The 16569-nt window shown below is 40.0% G+C and carries 15 protein-coding genes and 1 riboswitch; of the genes, 9 read left to right on the top strand and 6 right to left on the bottom strand.

The features are described from left to right. Positions 1-108 precede the first annotated feature (108 nt). The 3 genes from AAEY98_RS16010 to AAEY98_RS16000 all read right to left on the bottom strand — a co-directional run bounded on the left by AAEY98_RS16010 (position 109) and on the right by AAEY98_RS16000 (position 4042). Entirely contained in the window at positions 109-1668 is a 1560-nt protein-coding gene (locus AAEY98_RS16010; protein WP_351018155.1) for a Na+/H+ antiporter NhaC family protein, read from the bottom strand. A gap of 79 nt (positions 1669-1747) precedes the next feature. Continuing rightward, positions 1748-1964, bottom strand: a riboswitch (Lysine riboswitch). A gap of 403 nt (positions 1965-2367) precedes the next feature. Then, positions 2368-3291 (bottom strand): electron transfer flavoprotein subunit alpha/FixB family protein, encoded by a 924-nt coding sequence (locus tag AAEY98_RS16005; RefSeq protein WP_101086535.1) that lies wholly within the window; start codon positions 3289-3291, stop codon positions 2368-2370. Position 3292: 1 nt separating this feature from the next. Continuing rightward, complete coding sequence (locus AAEY98_RS16000) at positions 3293-4042, bottom strand: electron transfer flavoprotein subunit beta/FixA family protein (RefSeq protein ID WP_059744357.1); 750 nt, start codon at positions 4040-4042, stop codon at positions 3293-3295. 435 nt (positions 4043-4477) lie between these two features. Between AAEY98_RS16000 and AAEY98_RS15995 the strand changes: the two genes are divergently transcribed. The 5 genes from AAEY98_RS15995 to AAEY98_RS15975 all read left to right on the top strand — a co-directional run bounded on the left by AAEY98_RS15995 (position 4478) and on the right by AAEY98_RS15975 (position 8996). Then, positions 4478-4888 (top strand): H-NS histone family protein, encoded by a 411-nt coding sequence (locus AAEY98_RS15995; RefSeq protein ID WP_101086534.1) that lies wholly within the window; start codon positions 4478-4480, stop codon positions 4886-4888. 161 nt (positions 4889-5049) lie between these two features. Further along, positions 5050-5445, top strand: a complete 396-nt coding sequence (gene rcsF, locus AAEY98_RS15990) for an Rcs stress response system protein RcsF (protein WP_101086533.1) — start codon at positions 5050-5052, stop codon at positions 5443-5445. A gap of 152 nt (positions 5446-5597) precedes the next feature. Next, positions 5598-6347, top strand: a complete 750-nt coding sequence (tsaA, locus tag AAEY98_RS15985) for a tRNA (N6-threonylcarbamoyladenosine(37)-N6)-methyltransferase TrmO (RefSeq protein WP_101087197.1) — start codon at positions 5598-5600, stop codon at positions 6345-6347. A 4-nt stretch (positions 6348-6351) separates the two neighbouring features. Continuing rightward, positions 6352-6963, top strand: coding sequence for an acyltransferase (locus AAEY98_RS15980; RefSeq protein WP_350999373.1), 612 nt, complete (start codon positions 6352-6354; stop codon positions 6961-6963). Positions 6964-7280: 317 nt separating this feature from the next. After that, on the top strand, positions 7281-8996 hold the full coding sequence (locus tag AAEY98_RS15975) for a proline--tRNA ligase (RefSeq protein WP_162023571.1): 1716 nt from the start codon (positions 7281-7283) through the stop codon (positions 8994-8996). 64 nt (positions 8997-9060) lie between these two features. Here AAEY98_RS15975 and AAEY98_RS15970 read toward each other — a convergent pair whose 3' ends face one another. Both AAEY98_RS15970 and AAEY98_RS15965 read right to left on the bottom strand, forming a co-directional pair. Then, entirely contained in the window at positions 9061-10425 is a 1365-nt protein-coding gene (locus AAEY98_RS15970) for a sensor histidine kinase (RefSeq protein ID WP_351018127.1), read from the bottom strand. Between the two features lie 10 nt (positions 10426-10435). Continuing rightward, positions 10436-11998, bottom strand: a complete 1563-nt coding sequence (locus tag AAEY98_RS15965) for a DUF3369 domain-containing protein (protein ID WP_351018124.1) — start codon at positions 11996-11998, stop codon at positions 10436-10438. A gap of 339 nt (positions 11999-12337) precedes the next feature. Between AAEY98_RS15965 and AAEY98_RS15960 the strand changes: the two genes are divergently transcribed. From AAEY98_RS15960 to AAEY98_RS15945, 4 genes are all read left to right on the top strand, one after another. Further along, positions 12338-13471: a patatin-like phospholipase family protein gene (locus tag AAEY98_RS15960; protein WP_101086528.1), complete on the top strand. Its 1134-nt coding sequence runs from the start codon at positions 12338-12340 to the stop codon at positions 13469-13471. A 327-nt stretch (positions 13472-13798) separates the two neighbouring features. Next, positions 13799-14221, top strand: a complete 423-nt coding sequence (locus AAEY98_RS15955) for a copper resistance protein NlpE (RefSeq protein WP_335692444.1) — start codon at positions 13799-13801, stop codon at positions 14219-14221. Positions 14222-14336: 115 nt separating this feature from the next. Beyond that, entirely contained in the window at positions 14337-14630 is a 294-nt protein-coding gene (locus tag AAEY98_RS15950; RefSeq protein ID WP_351018152.1) for a sugar nucleotide-binding protein, read from the top strand. A gap of 154 nt (positions 14631-14784) precedes the next feature. Next, positions 14785-14946, top strand: a complete 162-nt coding sequence (locus tag AAEY98_RS15945) for a hypothetical protein (protein ID WP_041413129.1) — start codon at positions 14785-14787, stop codon at positions 14944-14946. Positions 14947-15097: 151 nt separating this feature from the next. Here AAEY98_RS15945 and AAEY98_RS15940 read toward each other — a convergent pair whose 3' ends face one another. Further along, on the bottom strand, positions 15098-16495 hold the full coding sequence (locus tag AAEY98_RS15940) for a magnesium transporter (protein ID WP_101086525.1): 1398 nt from the start codon (positions 16493-16495) through the stop codon (positions 15098-15100). Between the last annotated feature and the right edge of the window lie 74 nt (positions 16496-16569).

Genomic DNA, 16569 nt, shown 5'->3' with positions numbered 1-16569 from the left:
CAACATCGTAATAACAAATAAAAATGCCGTATTCATAACGAATACGGCATTTTTATTACAGCTTAAATTGGACATCTACCTACATACAGTAGGGCTTAGTTCAAGAAATTACTTCTTAGCCCAAAAGTGTAATATCACAATGCTGATGACAAACAACACGCTACAGCAAACTAACCCTGCGATTAATGAGCCAGTAAAACCTAATACGGTGTAACCGACTAAACTGATGAACGCGGCAATTAAGGCATACGGCAGTTGAGTAACCACGTGATCAATATGATGACAACTGGCACCGGTTGACGACAATATAGTGGTGTCAGAAATGGGCGAACAATGATCGCCAAATACCGCACCAGACAATACTGCGGCCAACATTGGCAACATCATACTACTATCACTTCCCATAGCCATATCTGCTGCAATAGGCAACATAATCCCAAACGTGCCCCAACTTGTTCCTGTCGCAAATGCGGTAATACCCGCTAATAGGAATAACACTGCAGGTAACATCGCAAACGGAATATTGTCAGTGGCTAAACTTGCCATGTACTTACCGGTTTCAAGCTGTCCAATCACACTCGAAATTGTCCATGCAAAAAGTAATATGTAAATGGCTGGCAACATCGAGCGCGCGCCAACCGACATGCCTTTGAGTAACATAGACAAGTCAACTTTTTGCTGAATAGCAAGAATGAGCGTCGCAATAAGACCAACTACAGAGCCAAAAAATAGTGACGAGCTAACATCGGTATTCTCAAATGCCCCAAGTACATTAAACGGTAAGCCTTTTGCTGCTAACACATCGGCGCCACTTGAAACCATAAAATACACTGTCGCAAACACCAATACCGCGATAGGTAAAAATAAGCCCATCACTTTACCGGTATCGGCTTCAGGTAAATCTGTAACAGCGCCAGGGGGTTGGCCTTTTGACTCATCAAACAAGTTACCCCGCAGTGCGTTTAATTCATGCTGGCGCATTGGGCCAACATCTAAGCTAAACGTTGCAACACACAGTAATAATAATAACGAAAAAATGGCATAAAAGTTCATTGGGATCATTTGAATAAAGACGCTCAAATGACCAGAATCTGTAAATCCATGAGCCGTTAAAATACCGCCAATTAAGGCGATAATGTATGCACCCCAGCTAGATACGGGAGAAATAACACACACCGGCGCAGCGGTGGAATCAAGAATATAAGCTAATTTGGCACGCGAAATATGGTAGCGATCTGTGATTGGACGTGAAATCGAGCCGACGACTAAACTATTAAAGTAATCATCAATAAACACTACGCAGCCTAAAAACATGGTCATTAACTTGGCATCACGTTTATTGCGAATACGCAATTTAGCCCAATCAGCAAAAGCACGAGCAGAGCCACTGACAGTGATCAATGCTGTGATCATACCCAGCACAATCAAAAAGCCTAAAATGTACACATTCCAACTGTTCAGTCCGGCGTCTTTCCAAACTAACTGGCTGGCTGTATTTAAGATATATTCGCCACTGCCAACCAATGAGAAATCGGTTAGTAATAAGGCGCCGAAAACAATGCCAACCCCTAAAGATAGCAATACTTTACGAGTTAAAATAGCCAGAGTAATAGCCACAAGTGGTGGCAAAACAGAAAGTGCCGAATCGGCATAACTTATTATCATAATTTAATTATTTCTTCGTTGGATACGAATGGAGAAAAACTAGAAATAAGGCTAAACATACACAGGAAGTGTATGCGTTAACTTAACTAGTAGCACTCCACAGTAATATCCATTTAATATGAATATCATTCTTTTTATCAAGTCGATAAAAACACTATGACAGTGCAGTCCCTTTCGAGAACTGCCCCAACAAATACGGCTGATAACCCCATTTATTTCGGCATTGCACCCTTTTATGTCGAATTATTGGCATCACCCAATTCAACATGACTTTTATGCAACGCACCTCTACTTTTGTTGTTTGTAGTTAAAGCTCATTACACACAACGCGAACATACAATCATAAATTACATATTCTGCGCCAGTAAAAAGCACTAAACAGCACGACAAATAACAACAACATCAATTTAAACCACAATTGCATAGCATTAGTTTAACGTTTTTAAATCAAATGCACACTAGTGTAATGGGCACAAAAACAGCAACCGCATCAAACCCTGGATATTTGAACTGAATTTTTAAAAATCAACACCTAAACCAGTACTAAATCCAAGAGAAATCCAAGAGTAGCCCAATAAAAAAGGTTTCTACCTTATGAGTAGAAACCTTTTTAATCGTACAACAGAACGTTTAATAGCGCGTCAAAGTCGGCTGAACAACACGAGCTTAATCAACTCCTCCGTTTAGCGACTTAACATCTGATTAAACGAGGTTGTTCAATGCCGGTACCGCTTCAAATAAGTCGGCAACCAAACCATAATCCGCCACTTGAAAAATAGGGGCTTCAGGGTCTTTGTTAATGGCCACAATTACTTTTGAGTCTTTCATGCCAGCAAGATGTTGAATCGCGCCAGAAATACCCACTGCAATGTACAAGTTAGGGGCGACAATCTTACCCGTTTGCCCAACTTGCAAGTCGTTAGGTACAAAGCCCGCGTCTACAGCTGCACGTGATGCACCTACTGCTGCGCCTAACTTATCGGCTAGTTGTTCTAAAATGGCAAAGTTTTCACCGCTGCCCATACCACGGCCGCCAGACACAATAATGCCAGCATTACCGAGTTCAGGACGGGCTGATTCAGTGAGTGACTGAGAAACAAACTCAGTTTTTGAATCAATTGCTTGGCTTAAGTTGATGACTTCAGCACTGCCTGTTGATGCTACAACATCAAACGCACTTGAGCGCACAGTCATGACTTTCTTAGCATCTAAGCTTTGCACTGTTGCAAGCGCATTACCCGCATAAATAGGGCGTACAAAAGTGTCACTGCTTACAACTTCAATCACTTCAGAAATCTGGGCAACGTCTAATAATGCTGCTACGCGAGGCAATGTATCTTTACCTATACTGGTTGCTGCAGCCAGAATGTGTTCATAGTCTCCGGCAATATCAACAACCAATTTTGATACATTTTCAGCTAGTTGAGCACCATATTGAGCGGCATCTGCCACTAATACTTTACTCACACCCGCTAAACTTTGTGCTGCACTTACTGCGGCAGAACAATCAGCACCAGCAACCAGTACATGAATATCACCACCAATGGCTGTTGCAGCGCTAACTACTTTCGCCGTGTCAGTTTTCAGGCTGACATTATCGTGTTCTGCTAATACTAAAATGGTCATATTAGATCACCTTCGCTTCATTTTTTAACTTATCAACTAACTCTTCAACAGAAGACACCATGATGCCCGCTTTACGCTCAACTGGAGGTGTGACGCTAAGTACTGTTTGATGCGCTCTTAAGCTCACACCAAGATCAGCCACAGCCATAATCTCTAATGGCTTGCGTTTAGCTTTCATAATATTAGGTAATGAAGCATAACGAGGTTCGTTCAAACGTAAGTCTACCGTCACAATCGCAGGCAAAGGCATTTTCAGCGTTTGTAGTCCGCCATCGATTTCACGTGTAACCGTAATCATGTCACCATCAATTTTGACTTCTGATGCAAATGTCGCTTGTGGCATATCAGTTAATGCTGCGAGCATTTGACCCGTTTGGTTATTGTCGCCGTCAATTGACTGCTTACCAAAAATAACGAGTTGTGCTTGCTCTTTTTCTTGCACTGCCTTTAACAGCTTAGCAATCGAAAGAGGCACTAACTCTTCATCGGTCTCAATATGAATCGCTCGGTCGGCACCCAGTGCCATTGCGGTTCTTAATTGTTCTTGCACCGCTTTAGGGCCAACACTTACCACTACAACTTCAGTGGCAATGCCAGCTTCTTTGAGGCGAACAGCTTCTTCTACCGCTATTTCGCAAAATGGGTTTAACGCCATTTTAAGGTTGGTCGTATCAACATTTGTGTTATCAGCTTTTACCCTGACTTTCACATTGGCATCAACTACGCGTTTAACAGGCACCAATACTTTCATAGGTTTTCCTTCCTACACCTTCAATGTATATGGACAACACACTGGCGTTCGCCAATGCAAGATGGGTTAACTTTACGTCCTGTTAACGTTAACGTCAATCAAAGTCAAACGACTGTTTACATATTTTTTGTTATTGTGGTGGCAATCAAACTAAACAAGTAGTGGATCATTAATTACTTAATGGGAATGCTTAATTAAAATTAATTGCATAATTAGATGATTTTATTTGATTCAATGCCAAATAGTTTCTATTATTACAGCTATATTCAGTATTGATTAAGCTGTATTAGTAATAATCAGAGAATTAATCTGACTTATATTAATAATAACGACCCAAATAAACAATATGAAGTACTGAAACTTACACGGAACGTTGATACTTTTTATCTCTTATAACTTTTATTTTATAAATAAATCATTAGGAAACTATACAACATGAGTGACTTTTTAGACATATTAACCCACGGCCGTCGTTTTAAAGCTGCAGTAAAAGAATTGTCTCTTGATGATTTACGTGAAACAGCGGCCAAATTAGAAAAAATCATTACCGAACGTCAAGAAGAAGAAAAATTAGAACTTGAAGCTAATGCAGAGCGTAACGCTCGTATTGCTGAAATTCTTGCTCAAATTGAAAACAGTGGTTTATCAATTGAAGATTTAGGTGATGTGACCTCTTCTGTTAAAACAGCTAAACCTAAACGTGCACCGCGCCCACCAAAATATCAAATCACTGTTGATGGTGAATTAATTCAATGGACTGGCCAAGGTCGTATGCCTACCGTATTCAAACAACAAGTTGATAGCGGCAAAAATATGAGCGAATTCTTAATTCCTGGTATGGAATAATTATTCTGATTAAGGGTTAACCACACGGTTAGCATTTAAAATAAAAAAGAGCTTACTTCGGTAAGCTCTTTTTTTATAGCATTTGAGCGCTTTATCATCGCCATGAGAAAAGGTAAACTAACCGTCATTGATCCATTCCCCATTAATAGAAGGCTACGGCTATGACTTTTCCTCTTAAATATGCATTTATTGCCTCAGGTATAGCACTATTATTGAGCGCTTGTGCGAGTGATTATACGTTCAAAAGTAATTTAGACAGTAAAGCGATCAATGATTATTTTAAAGTCGGTGATGTACAGTTATATGAAGGAAACGATCAACCTAAAGGAACATTTGAAACTTTAGGTTTAGTGGAAGGCGAAGCCTGCCAAGAAAGCAAACAAGATGCACCACCGCAAATGGCCGTAGCACGAAGCAATGCCAGAAGATCTGCTGCAGATATGGGCGCAAATGGTTTTGTAGTTAAAAGCTGTTTTATGATTACTGAAGCGGATAATAGTTGTTTTAGCCGTGCACTTTGTGTCGGTCAAGCCATTAAAACTCCTACAGAAAAATAACAACTCAATATATTATATTGGCTGCCCATAAATGATGAGTGCTCATATAACACTCATCAACATTTTTTATATTTGATTTATAACTCCCTTTGTTTGCTTAATTCAGGTATCGCATGACACAAAGCAACGATCGACACAGTCAAACAGATCTAATGAATCATAAATCTAGCGTTCCGTTTAGCAGCCAATTAAATGCTGTTGCAATATGCAGAACACCTTACAAACAAAAGTTTGGTATTCCTCGTCAGCCAGGTTTAGTCAATGCGGTAGGTTATATAGAGTTTGAACCCGCGTTTAATCATATTGATGCAGTAAGAGGAATAGAGCAATATTCACACTTATGGTTATTATTCTGTTTCCATGAAAATCTGGCTCAAGGTTGGAAAACCACCGTTCGCCCTCCTCGTTTAGGCGGCAATGAAAAACTGGGCGTTTTTGCTACACGCTCCACATTTCGTCCAAATGGTATTGGCCAATCAGTGGTAAAACTCCATGGAGTTATCCAACGTAAAGGAAAAGTGTGCTTAGTAATATCTGGAATGGATTTATTAGACGGCACGCCAATTGTCGATATTAAACCTTATATTCCTTTTTCTGATGCTATTTTAGACGCCAAAGGCGGCATAGCCCAAGAAGCCCCAATCCTCATCCCACTGACTTATACATCGTTAGCGACAGAGCAAATAGATCACTACAGCCAACAAGAGCAGTACCAAGATTTAGCCGCGCTTATTGAAGGGGTATTGTCACAAGATCCTCGTCCTGCATACAAAAAAGCCAAAAATGATCCCAAACTTTATCAAGTGGCTTTATACGACTTAGATATCTTTTGGCATATCACAGCTCAAGGTATTGAAGTGTTAGAACTCAAACCGACAAAAGTTGAACTGCTGAAGGATTAAATCAATGGCAGACATAGATTACCAAGCTCAACATAAAAAACGCTTATCATGGATGCCATGGCTGTATTTTTCACTTAAACCAAAACATTTAACATGGGCAAAACCTTGGCAAGATGACATTCAACAACGGCTATGTCAGCTTGAAACCATTCATGTAGGTGAACAATGTTTTATTGCCCCACAAGCTCAGCTTTTTGCCGAACCTGGTAGGGACATTATCATTGGCGATCAATGTATGATTGCCGCTGATGTGTTTATGCATGGCCCAATTACCCTAGGCAATGAAGTGGCCATTAACCATGGCTGCAGCTTAGATGGGGGCCGTAACGGTATCAAAATTGGCAGCCAAACACGTATTGCTAACAACGTCACGATTTATGCTTTTAACCATGGTATGTCACCCAGCGCACCCATTTATAAACAACCCGCGACATCAAAAGGTGTAGTGATAGGCCAAGATGTATGGATTGGCGCTCAGGCAGGCATTGTTGACGGTGTCACCATTGGGGATTGTGCGGTGATTGGCATGGGCTGCATTGTTACAAAAGATGTACCCGATTTTGCCATTGTTGCTGGAAATCCTGCCCGAGTTATTGGCGACCGACGCGATAAATAACCTCAGATACGTTGAATAGATAGGGTTATTCAATAAAGACAAATTAGTGGCAACTCATCGATATTAAACTTGCCATTGTTGTTGCTATCTAAGCACATTGACGCGACTATTGTGTTCTTATAACAAGTCAATACAACACTGGATAGAGGGATAGAAAGCTATTTAATATGCATTTATTATCCCGATGTGAAGTTTAATAACGGTCACTTGCGGTTAAAGTATAACAAAGGCTACTTTTGAGTCGAATTAGCAGGTGACATCATTGTTGCAGGTGCTAAAATGATGCTAATTCATAGCAACTATTTTGGACATTGGGAATGCGAGTTAGCAAGTACCTGCTTTCAACACAAAAAGAAACCCCTGCTAATGCAGAGGTGATTAGTCATCAGTTAATGTTACGTGCCGGTATGATCCGTCGTAATGCTTCAGGTCTCTACACTTGGCTTCCATCAGGTTTACGTGTTTTACGTAAAGTTGAAGCCATTGTTCGTGAAGAAATGAATAAAACAGGCGCTATCGAAATATTAATGCCGTTAGTTCAACCTGCTGATTTATGGGTTGAAACGGGCCGTTGGGACAAGTTTGGTCCTGAATTATTACGTTTCCAAGACCGTAATAATCGTGACTTCGTATTGGGGCCAACCCATGAAGAAGTGATCACCGATTTAGTCCGTAAAGAATTAAGTTCTTACAAGCAACTGCCGTTAACACTTTACCAAGTACAAACTAAGTTCCGTGATGAAGTTCGTCCCCGCTTTGGTGTGATGCGCGCGCGTGAATTCTTGATGAAAGATGCCTATTCTTTCCATTTAGATCAAGAAACCATGGATAACACTTACCACGCTATGCATACCGCATACAGCAATATTCTGACTCGTATGGGATTATCATTCCGTCCTGTACTGGCTGATACTGGTTCTATCGGTGGTAGCATGTCGCATGAATTCCATGTACTGGCTAACAGTGGTGAAGACTTAATCGCTTATTCAACGGGTAGCGATTATGCCGCTAACATTGAAAAAGCCGAATCACCAATGCCAACCGACACTCTTGCCACGCCGACTGAAGCGATGACGTTAGTGGATACGCCTAACGCCAAAACGATTGCTGAGTTAGTTGAGCAATTTGGTTTAGTCATCACTAAAACGGTTAAAACCTTAATCGTAAAAGGTGCTACTGACGAAGCGCCATTAGTTGCCTTAGTTATCCGTGGCGATCACGAACTTAACGAAATTAAAGCCGACAAACTTGAATTAGTCGCGTCTCCATTTGAATTTGCTTCAGAAGCAGAAATTCGTGCAGCAGTGGGTGCAGGTCCTGGTTCTATAGGACCTGTTGGCTTAACGATGCCAATTATTGTTGATCATAGTGTGACTGTGATGAGCGATTTTGCCGCGGGTGCCAACACTGAAGCTAAGCATTATTTTGGTATTAACTGGGAGCGCGATTTGCCTCTAGCGACTGCAGCGGATATCCGTAATGTGGTCGAAGGTGAACCAACGCCTGATGGCTTAGGTACGTATGCCATGGCTCGTGGTATTGAAGTCGGCCATATCTTCCAGTTGGGAACAAGTTATTCTAAATCAATGAATGCCACCGTGTTAGACGAAAACGGTAAAGCTCAAGTGTTATTGATGGGTTGTTACGGCGTAGGTGTGAGTCGTATTGTGGCTGCTGCTATTGAGCAAAACAACGATGACCGTGGCATTACCTGGCCTGAAGCGATTGCACCGTTTACTGTAGGCATTTTGCCAATGAATATGCATAAGTCACATCGTGTAGCTGACATTGCCGAAAAACTTTACCAAGACCTGGCTGATGCTGGTGTTGAAGTATTGATGGATGATCGTAAAGAGCGTCCTGGGGTTATGTTTGCCGACATGGAGCTCATTGGCTTACCGCATGTTGTCGTGATTGGCGATCGTAATATTGATGCAGGTGTATTTGAATATAAAAACCGTCGCACGGGTGAGAAACAAGATATTCCATTCGATGAGATTGTGGCGTTTTTAACAAATGCAGCTAAAGGCTAGTTATTAACGATATAACCTGAAAAAACGCACTTTAGAGTGCGTTTTTTATCGCTGCAAAACACTTTTATGTAATATTTTTGATATAAATATCGATTTCAAGGCCTTGATTCAACTCTGAAATAATCTCAAGCCTACCGCCTAATTTTTGCGTTACTAGATTATACACAATAGACATGCCTAACCCTGTGCCACCAATGTTACGTGCGGTAGTAAAAAAAGGTTCAAATATTCTCCGCTTTACTTCAGGGCTCAAGCCTTTACCATTATCTTTGTAAAACATCTTTATTTCATCACCACAATAATTAGCGCCTAATATAATTCGCTTTTGTCCTACATAATCGGCAGGAAATGCATGCCGAAAACAATTGGACACTAGATTAGTAAAGATTTGTGCAATAGCACCAGGATAAGATTCAACAACCAAGTCGGGTTCTAATTGAATATCAAGTTCGATACCTTGCTTACGGGTTAATGGCCTAAGAGGGGAAGATATTTGTTCCAAATATTCAGTTAAATTAACCTGTTCTTTTTCTAGAATAAGCTGGTCAGCGGCGGTGCGTTTAAAGTTATGAACTAACTCAGCGGCACGCGATAAATTGCGTTCAATTAAATGTAATCCGTCAGTAAGTGTATGGATAAACTCTTCAAAGTCTTGTTGTTCTAATTCACCCGCAGCGAACAAAGTTTTGAGTTTAGTTAACTCATCGATGCAGTGGCTTGTTGATGTCACTGAAATACCTAATGGAGTATTAACTTCATGTGCAACACCAGCAACAAGATTACCTAAGGCGGCAAGCTTTTCGCTCTCTATTAAACTGGTTTGCGTTACTTGTAGATTATTAATCGCATTTTTTAACTCTGCGGTTCGCTTTTCAACTTCTGCTTCTAAGGCTAAATTATTCAATTCAAGTTCATTTTGGTAAGCCTTGACCTTTTTAGCGTTAACAGCTCTACCATACAAATCAGCCAAAGAGCTCACAAATGATTGCTCATCACGGCTCCAATGCCGAACGCCTCCCTTATGCTCACAACAGATAATGCCGATCATTTTACCAGCATGCCTTATTGGGCTGTCTAACATGGCTGTGATTGCATTGGGACGTAAATAAATCTCTTTAAATTCACAGGTTGCTGGATCTGTCATAGCATCACTGGCAGCAATCGTTCTTTCTGTATCGAGAGCGCGAAAATACCCCGGAAACGCTAAGCGAGTTAGCGTGATATTATTTTGTTTAGTTTGATTATCAACTAATAAAAAACAACCGATTGATTGATTATCTTCTGTTAACAACCATATACCTGCCCTGTCGATATCGAGTCCGCGACAAACTGAATCGACAATCAATTTTGAAGCCGAATCTAAGTTTCCAGTATCAATTAATTCAGACCGGCTGACAGCCAGTAATACTTGATCTAAATTCTGATTCATAATAGATAACTTAATGTGTGCTTTGCGCAGGTTCATCTGGCATTTGTTGCTGGATCTCTACAAACTTATCAAGCAAGGTTAAACTGGCATCACACATCAAAGGATCAAATTGCTTACCTGACTGCTCAATTAAATAATCTCTTACTTTTTCAGCGGACCAGGCGTCTTTATAACTGCGTTTTGACAACAGTGCATCAATTACATCCACGATAGCCATAATGCGACCTTCAATCGGTATTGCATCAGCAACTAACCCACGAGGATAACCATTACCGTCCCATCGTTCATGATGTGTATAGGCAATACGAGCGCCCATTTTGGCTATGATACGATTTGATGCAGCAAGTAAGGTGTAGCCCTTTTCTGCATGGGTTTTCATGATTTCCCACTCACTATCGGTCAACTTACCGGGTTTATGTAAAATACTTTCAGGAATACCAATTTTACCCACATCATGTAAAGGGGCGGCATAGCGCATGGTTTCAACAAAATCATCGCTCATACCAATATGGTTAGCCAGCATTTCACTCATCACTGCCACACGCCTAACATGAGCACCGGTTTCTTTACTGCGCTGTTCAATCGCATCACCAATAATTAGGATCAGTTCACGTTGCGTTTGTTGGACATTTTCTTTGCTTGAAAGGTTTTCAAAGGTCAAACTAACATTGGCAGCAAATAATTCAAGGATCCTGACCTGCAAAGGCGTTAATGCGGTGTCGTGTTGGAGGTATAAAATACTGGTAACATCTTGGCCAAACTTATAAAAGCCTACATAAATATTATCGTGAACTATCGACTTCTCTAAACTAATGGCTTCAATAATATACTCTTTCACTTCACCCGGTAGTGATTCGACATTTTCTATTTCACAGTAACTCACCATATCGCCAGTCGCGGCTAATAGGTTCATATGAGTATCTTGGTAGAGATCTTCACGAAAACTGGTTAAATAAAGCGCTGAGCTATTCAAATTAAGTAATTGCAATGTTTGTTCAAGAACAGCACTGCCAAAATGATGCAGTGTATTGCTTAGTAGCACAGAAGAAGAAGCTTGGATGACTTTCTCCATCCCACGCTGACTTAGTTCAATTGTTTTAATATCTCGATACGAGCGCAAGGAAGCATAAACACACGATTTAAGTTTGGTAGCGGTTAATTCTGTTTTTGCTTTGTAGTCATTAATATCAAACTCTCTGATCACCCTTTCCTCAGGAGCGCTGCCCGGCTGACCAGTGCGAAGAATAATCCTTGTACTGTGATTATTTAACTCACCTCGAATACGTTCAACTAAATCCAGCCCCGCGTGATCGTTTTCCATCACAACATCGATAAATGCGAGCGCGATATCAGGCTCATCGCGTAGTAAAATGAATCCATCTTCAGCGCTAAAACTTGAATAAAAAGCGAGTTTCCTACCTTCCAACTCAAAATGACTTAATGCAAATTTAGTCACATCATGTATGCCTGGTTCATCATCAATGATGGCAATTTTCCAGGGAGAAAGTTGCTTTGCTTTATGTGCTGCATCGTTATCAACCGATACTTCTGATGTTGTCTTAAACAGAGCCACATGCCATCCTTAAATTGGTATAATCAATTGAGTATTCGTTAACAAAATCAACATCAACAATCTATGATGAACTATTTACATTAGTTTTATCATGAAGGCTAAATAACCATACGAGTAAAAGATTACTTTAGATCTTATTATCAATCTCGATATGGTGTTGCAAATGAGTGCTCGTAATCATGTTCAACTTTTCATCTCAAAGTATTAACCTCGATAATAGATATAGTGAAGATAAAGGATAGACAATAAATAGCATAGTCGACTTATTGGTAACTGGTGTAGAACACAAAAAGAATTCATACTAGAATCAAACAAACTTAACCGATTAAAGGACCGATATTGCCAGTATCAACAGCATTAGTACTTGGAGGTGGTGGAGCAAGGGCGGCTTATCAAATTGGCGTATTAAAAGCGTTAGTGCAGTTTTACCCACGCAACCATAATGTTCCATTTGATATTATTTGTGGTACATCTGCAGGTGCTATTAATGCAATATCGATAGCGACCCACGCATCTTGTTTCCATTTGGCCATAAAAAAACTGGACTGGGTGTGGCGTCATTTTGAAACCCATAAAGTCTATCGCACTTCGATCCCTCAAGTGTTGAGACATTTGGGACGAATGGCAATTAAAGGTCTACAAGATGACAAAGTCAATACTGATGCTGGCAGCCTACTGGATAATCAACCATTACGAGAGTTGCTGAATAACCTTATCGATTTTAAAAGAATTGATCGTAATATTGGTAATGATGCACTCAAAGCTATCAGTATCGACTCATCATGCTACAACAATTCACGTTCATATACTTTCTATCAAGGTAACGAACACATTGATGATTGGCAACGTGCTAGACGAGTTGGTATTCGCAGTTTATTAAATACTGAGCACTTACTTGCAAGCTCAGCAATTCCGATGGTATTCCCATCAATTAAACTTAATCAAGCCTATTATGGTGATGGATCCGTCCATCAATTATCGCCACTATCAAGCCCTATCCACCTAGGTGCGAGTAAAATATTTGTGATTAATTTAGACAGTCCACACAAACACTTTCCCATCGAGTTTGAATATCACCCTAAAACAGCAACAATCGCCGGACATTTATTAGATACCATTTTCTCGGACACATTGAACAGCGACTTAGAGCGTCTGCAACGGGTCAACAGCACCTTATCAATGATATCCCCACAAGACCGTGAAACCTTGAACTTGCGTCATATTGATACTTTAGTGATAAAACCTAGTCAAGATTTAAGCCGAATTGCAGAACGGTTCTATGATGATATGCCTTTTGCAATCAGAACTTTATTGAAATTATTTGGTATTAACAGACAGTCTGACTCGAGTATTGTGTCGTATTTATTATTCGAAAAAAGCTATACCACCACCTTGATTGATTTAGGTTATCAAGATGCAATGGATAGAATTGATGAAATAAAACAATTTTTCGATATACAGACTAAAGTTTAACCGTTAATACTCAAAATCTATGATATACCTATATATTAACATCAACAATTAACATCAAGAATTAACATCAAGAATTAACATCGAGAATTAACATCAAGAATTAACATCGGGATTAATTGATGATAAAAGCGTGAGTGCGCTTTGGTTATCTATATTAAAGTCATCCTCGTCATACTGGTTTAGCTTGAGTCAAATAGACATGTTTTACATAGTCACGTTTATAAAAGTGAATATTATTTTAAATTGTTGATCATTCACTTGAGACACATAAAACCAGAACTGCCGAGCGTCACATTCGTAACAATTTTGTATCTAAAAGGATTTTAGATGAAAAATTTATGGTTAGTGATTATATTAACAATCGTCGGCTGCGGCCAGCAAGACACCTCGACTATAGATACAACTTCAAGTAGTCAAAACACTTTGCAATGGCAAGGTGTGTATCATGGTGTATTCCCATGCCCGAGTTGCGATGGAATGGATACCACTCTTGAACTAATCCAACCGAACCAATATACCATCCACACTATTCGTCTAGGCACTGATCCCAATCCTTATCGTGGCAGCGGAACATTTAAGTGGGATAAAAGTGGTAACATTATCATTTTAGATCGTGGACATATTTATCAAGTCTATTCCGATCACTTATATTTGTTAGATGTAAAATTTAGGCGAATTACAGGCCCAGACGCAGAGCGATATAGAGTCGATAAAATCGAAGGGCTAGGTCAGCAAATCAGAATAAACTAACAATGAAGTATGACTCTTATAATCAAAGTACTGAAAGCTTTTTAATAACTCTTCGGAGCACAATTAAATAGATATTCATTGCTCATTAGACTGCCGTTGACGACTTTGCACTTTTCTGTGGAAACTGTGTTCACAAAAACAATGGTCAGTTATTTACCATTGGAGTAATGCAGGTAAGTGTACTTGGTATGAGTTTGCTCAAGAGATCAAAACACAAGGAATAGCGTTAGGCTTATTACCTCAATCAATTTATTTGCAGCCTATAACATCAGAACCATATGCATCTATCGTTAATAGGCCCACTTTCAGTGTGTTAGACACCCGCTTATCGCACTCAATCTCCATGCCCAAACCTTGGCAACAACAATTAGCTCAATGCCTTAATGAATTGGTGCTTAGTAAAGTTTAATTATTTAAAGTAAAAAATGAATTGTCATATCAGTGTCATTTTTACGTGCAATAATTTTTACCATCAAGGATGAAATATTTCGCTTTAGCTTGTCATTAACTTTAGGTAAAAAGAGGCTGTACCAACAGAGGTACAGTTATCTGGAATGTTGAAAATGTCACACTCATTTGAATTTGATGAAGATGATGCGCCATGGGGCGATAACATCAAGGGAAAACCAAAATCGAAAAAAGTAAAACAGCGTCGCCGAGATACTAAGCGCCGTTACTTTGACGATAATGCAGAAATGGAGTTCGCGCCTGCTAAGTGGAAATAATTTAACAGAATTTTCTCATCAAGTTTAAAAAGCAAGTTGCCTGCAACTTGCTTTTTTGTTGAAAAAAATGGCCTTGAGAAACTCAAGACCATTTAAGTAAAGCGTTAGCAGTATTGAATCAGTGTATTTCGATGTCTCTGAAATTGACCTTTTACAGATAAAATATGGTGGCTAACCCCAAAAAAGTAAAAAAGCCTACAACGTCAGTCACTGTGGTCAGAATAACTGAACCAGATAAAGCTGCGTCTTGATTAAAGCGCTGTAAAATCATCGGCACCATCACACCAGCAATAGCAGCAACAGCCATATTAACTAAAATAGCACAGGCAATAACGACGCCCATTATCGTATCGTTAAACCACCATCCGGCAATAATACCGATGACAATCGACCACAACATGCCATTTAGCGCACCGATACCGAGTTCGTTTTTCATCAACGACATCACGTTACCAGCAGAAATCTGACCCATTGCCATACCGCGGATCATTAACGTTAACGACTGGCTACCTGCAATGCCACCCATTGAAGCCACAATTGGCATCAATACCGCTAACGCGACCACTTGCGACAATACATTTTCGAATAATCCAATAGTAGCAGATGCTAAAAATGCCGTGAGTAAGTTTATCCCTAGCCACACGGCACGACGCTTTGCACCCACCACTATCGGGGCGAATAAATCGTCGTGTTCATCCATACCAGCAGTTGCCATTAATTGTGCTTCGTAATGTTCACGCACTAATGCTGTAGCAGTTCGCAGTGTCATTCGCCCAATTAATATACCATCTTCATCGACAACCGGTAATTCAAGTTCGCGACTATGCTCAATGGCTTCGGCAGCTTCGATTAAAGATGAATCGGCAGAGATAACTCGGCTGTCATCCCATTTTAACGCCTGCAATTGAGTATCAAGATCCGCAGTTCTGAAAACGTCATAACGACGCACTGTACCTAAATATTTATCGTTTTTATCTACTAAAAATAGATGGTCATTACAATCTAAGTCAATACGACGAAAAAAGCGTTGTCCTTGCGCGACGGTAGAGGTAAGACTTAATGCCAACATCTGGTGATCAGCATAACGACCGATTTCATTTTCAGAATATTGATCATACAGTTCGAAGTGCTTACGTTGACGTTCACCCATCTGTGCTAATGCACGATCGGTAATGTTGTCAGGTAATGAATCACTCCATTCAATAAGGTCTTCAGGACTTAATTGAGAAAAGAGTAAGTCTAGTTCCTCATCTGGCATTTTCTTAACAATGCCTAAACGAGGATCGGCGCGCATTAAGTTTAGAACGTCTACACGCTCTTCAACATCGACTTGCTGCCAACGTTCATAACGTTCATCAAGTGGTAACGATTCTAATAATAAAGCAATTGTGCCTGGTTCTGCTTCAGTCAAGATTTCACTGAACATTTCGGCCTGTTCATCACCTTCAGCTTCAGTTAACAAATGAACCACTTGACTGACATCAGCTTGCGGTTGTGAACTGGTGTCAATTTCATCTTCAGAACTAAGTTCGTTCTTTAATTCACTCATCAGCCCGCCCTTAATTCTTGATAGTAAAATATGCGCAACTATATTGAAATTGGTATTGATAAGCAAACAGATAA

Source organism: Shewanella sp. AC91-MNA-CIBAN-0169 (genome assembly GCF_040310165.1).
GTDB lineage: Bacteria > Pseudomonadota > Gammaproteobacteria > Enterobacterales > Shewanellaceae > Shewanella.
This window is presented reverse-complemented; position numbering and strand designations above follow the sequence as displayed.

Bases quoted from the DNA above. Each gene is read 5' to 3' on its own strand.
- AAEY98_RS16005 (WP_101086535.1), bottom strand. From the start codon at position 3,291: ATGACCATTTTAGTATTAGCAGAACACGATAATGTCAGCCTGAAAACT.
- AAEY98_RS16000 (WP_059744357.1), bottom strand. From the start codon at position 4,042: ATGAAAGTATTGGTGCCTGTTAAACGCGTAGTTGATGCCAATGTGAAA.
- AAEY98_RS15995 (WP_101086534.1), top strand. From the start codon at position 4,478: ATGAGTGACTTTTTAGACATATTAACCCACGGCCGTCGTTTTAAAGCT.
- rcsF (WP_101086533.1), top strand. From the start codon at position 5,050: ATGACTTTTCCTCTTAAATATGCATTTATTGCCTCAGGTATAGCACTA.
- tsaA (WP_101087197.1), top strand. From the start codon at position 5,598: ATGAATCATAAATCTAGCGTTCCGTTTAGCAGCCAATTAAATGCTGTT.
- AAEY98_RS15980 (WP_350999373.1), top strand. From the start codon at position 6,352: ATGGCAGACATAGATTACCAAGCTCAACATAAAAAACGCTTATCATGG.
- AAEY98_RS15975 (WP_162023571.1), top strand. From the start codon at position 7,281: ATGCGAGTTAGCAAGTACCTGCTTTCAACACAAAAAGAAACCCCTGCT.
- AAEY98_RS15970 (WP_351018127.1), bottom strand. From the start codon at position 10,425: ATGAATCAGAATTTAGATCAAGTATTACTGGCTGTCAGCCGGTCTGAA.
- AAEY98_RS15955 (WP_335692444.1), top strand. From the start codon at position 13,799: ATGAAAAATTTATGGTTAGTGATTATATTAACAATCGTCGGCTGCGGC.
- AAEY98_RS15945 (WP_041413129.1), top strand. From the start codon at position 14,785: ATGTCACACTCATTTGAATTTGATGAAGATGATGCGCCATGGGGCGAT.
- AAEY98_RS15940 (WP_101086525.1), bottom strand. From the start codon at position 16,495: ATGAGTGAATTAAAGAACGAACTTAGTTCTGAAGATGAAATTGACACC.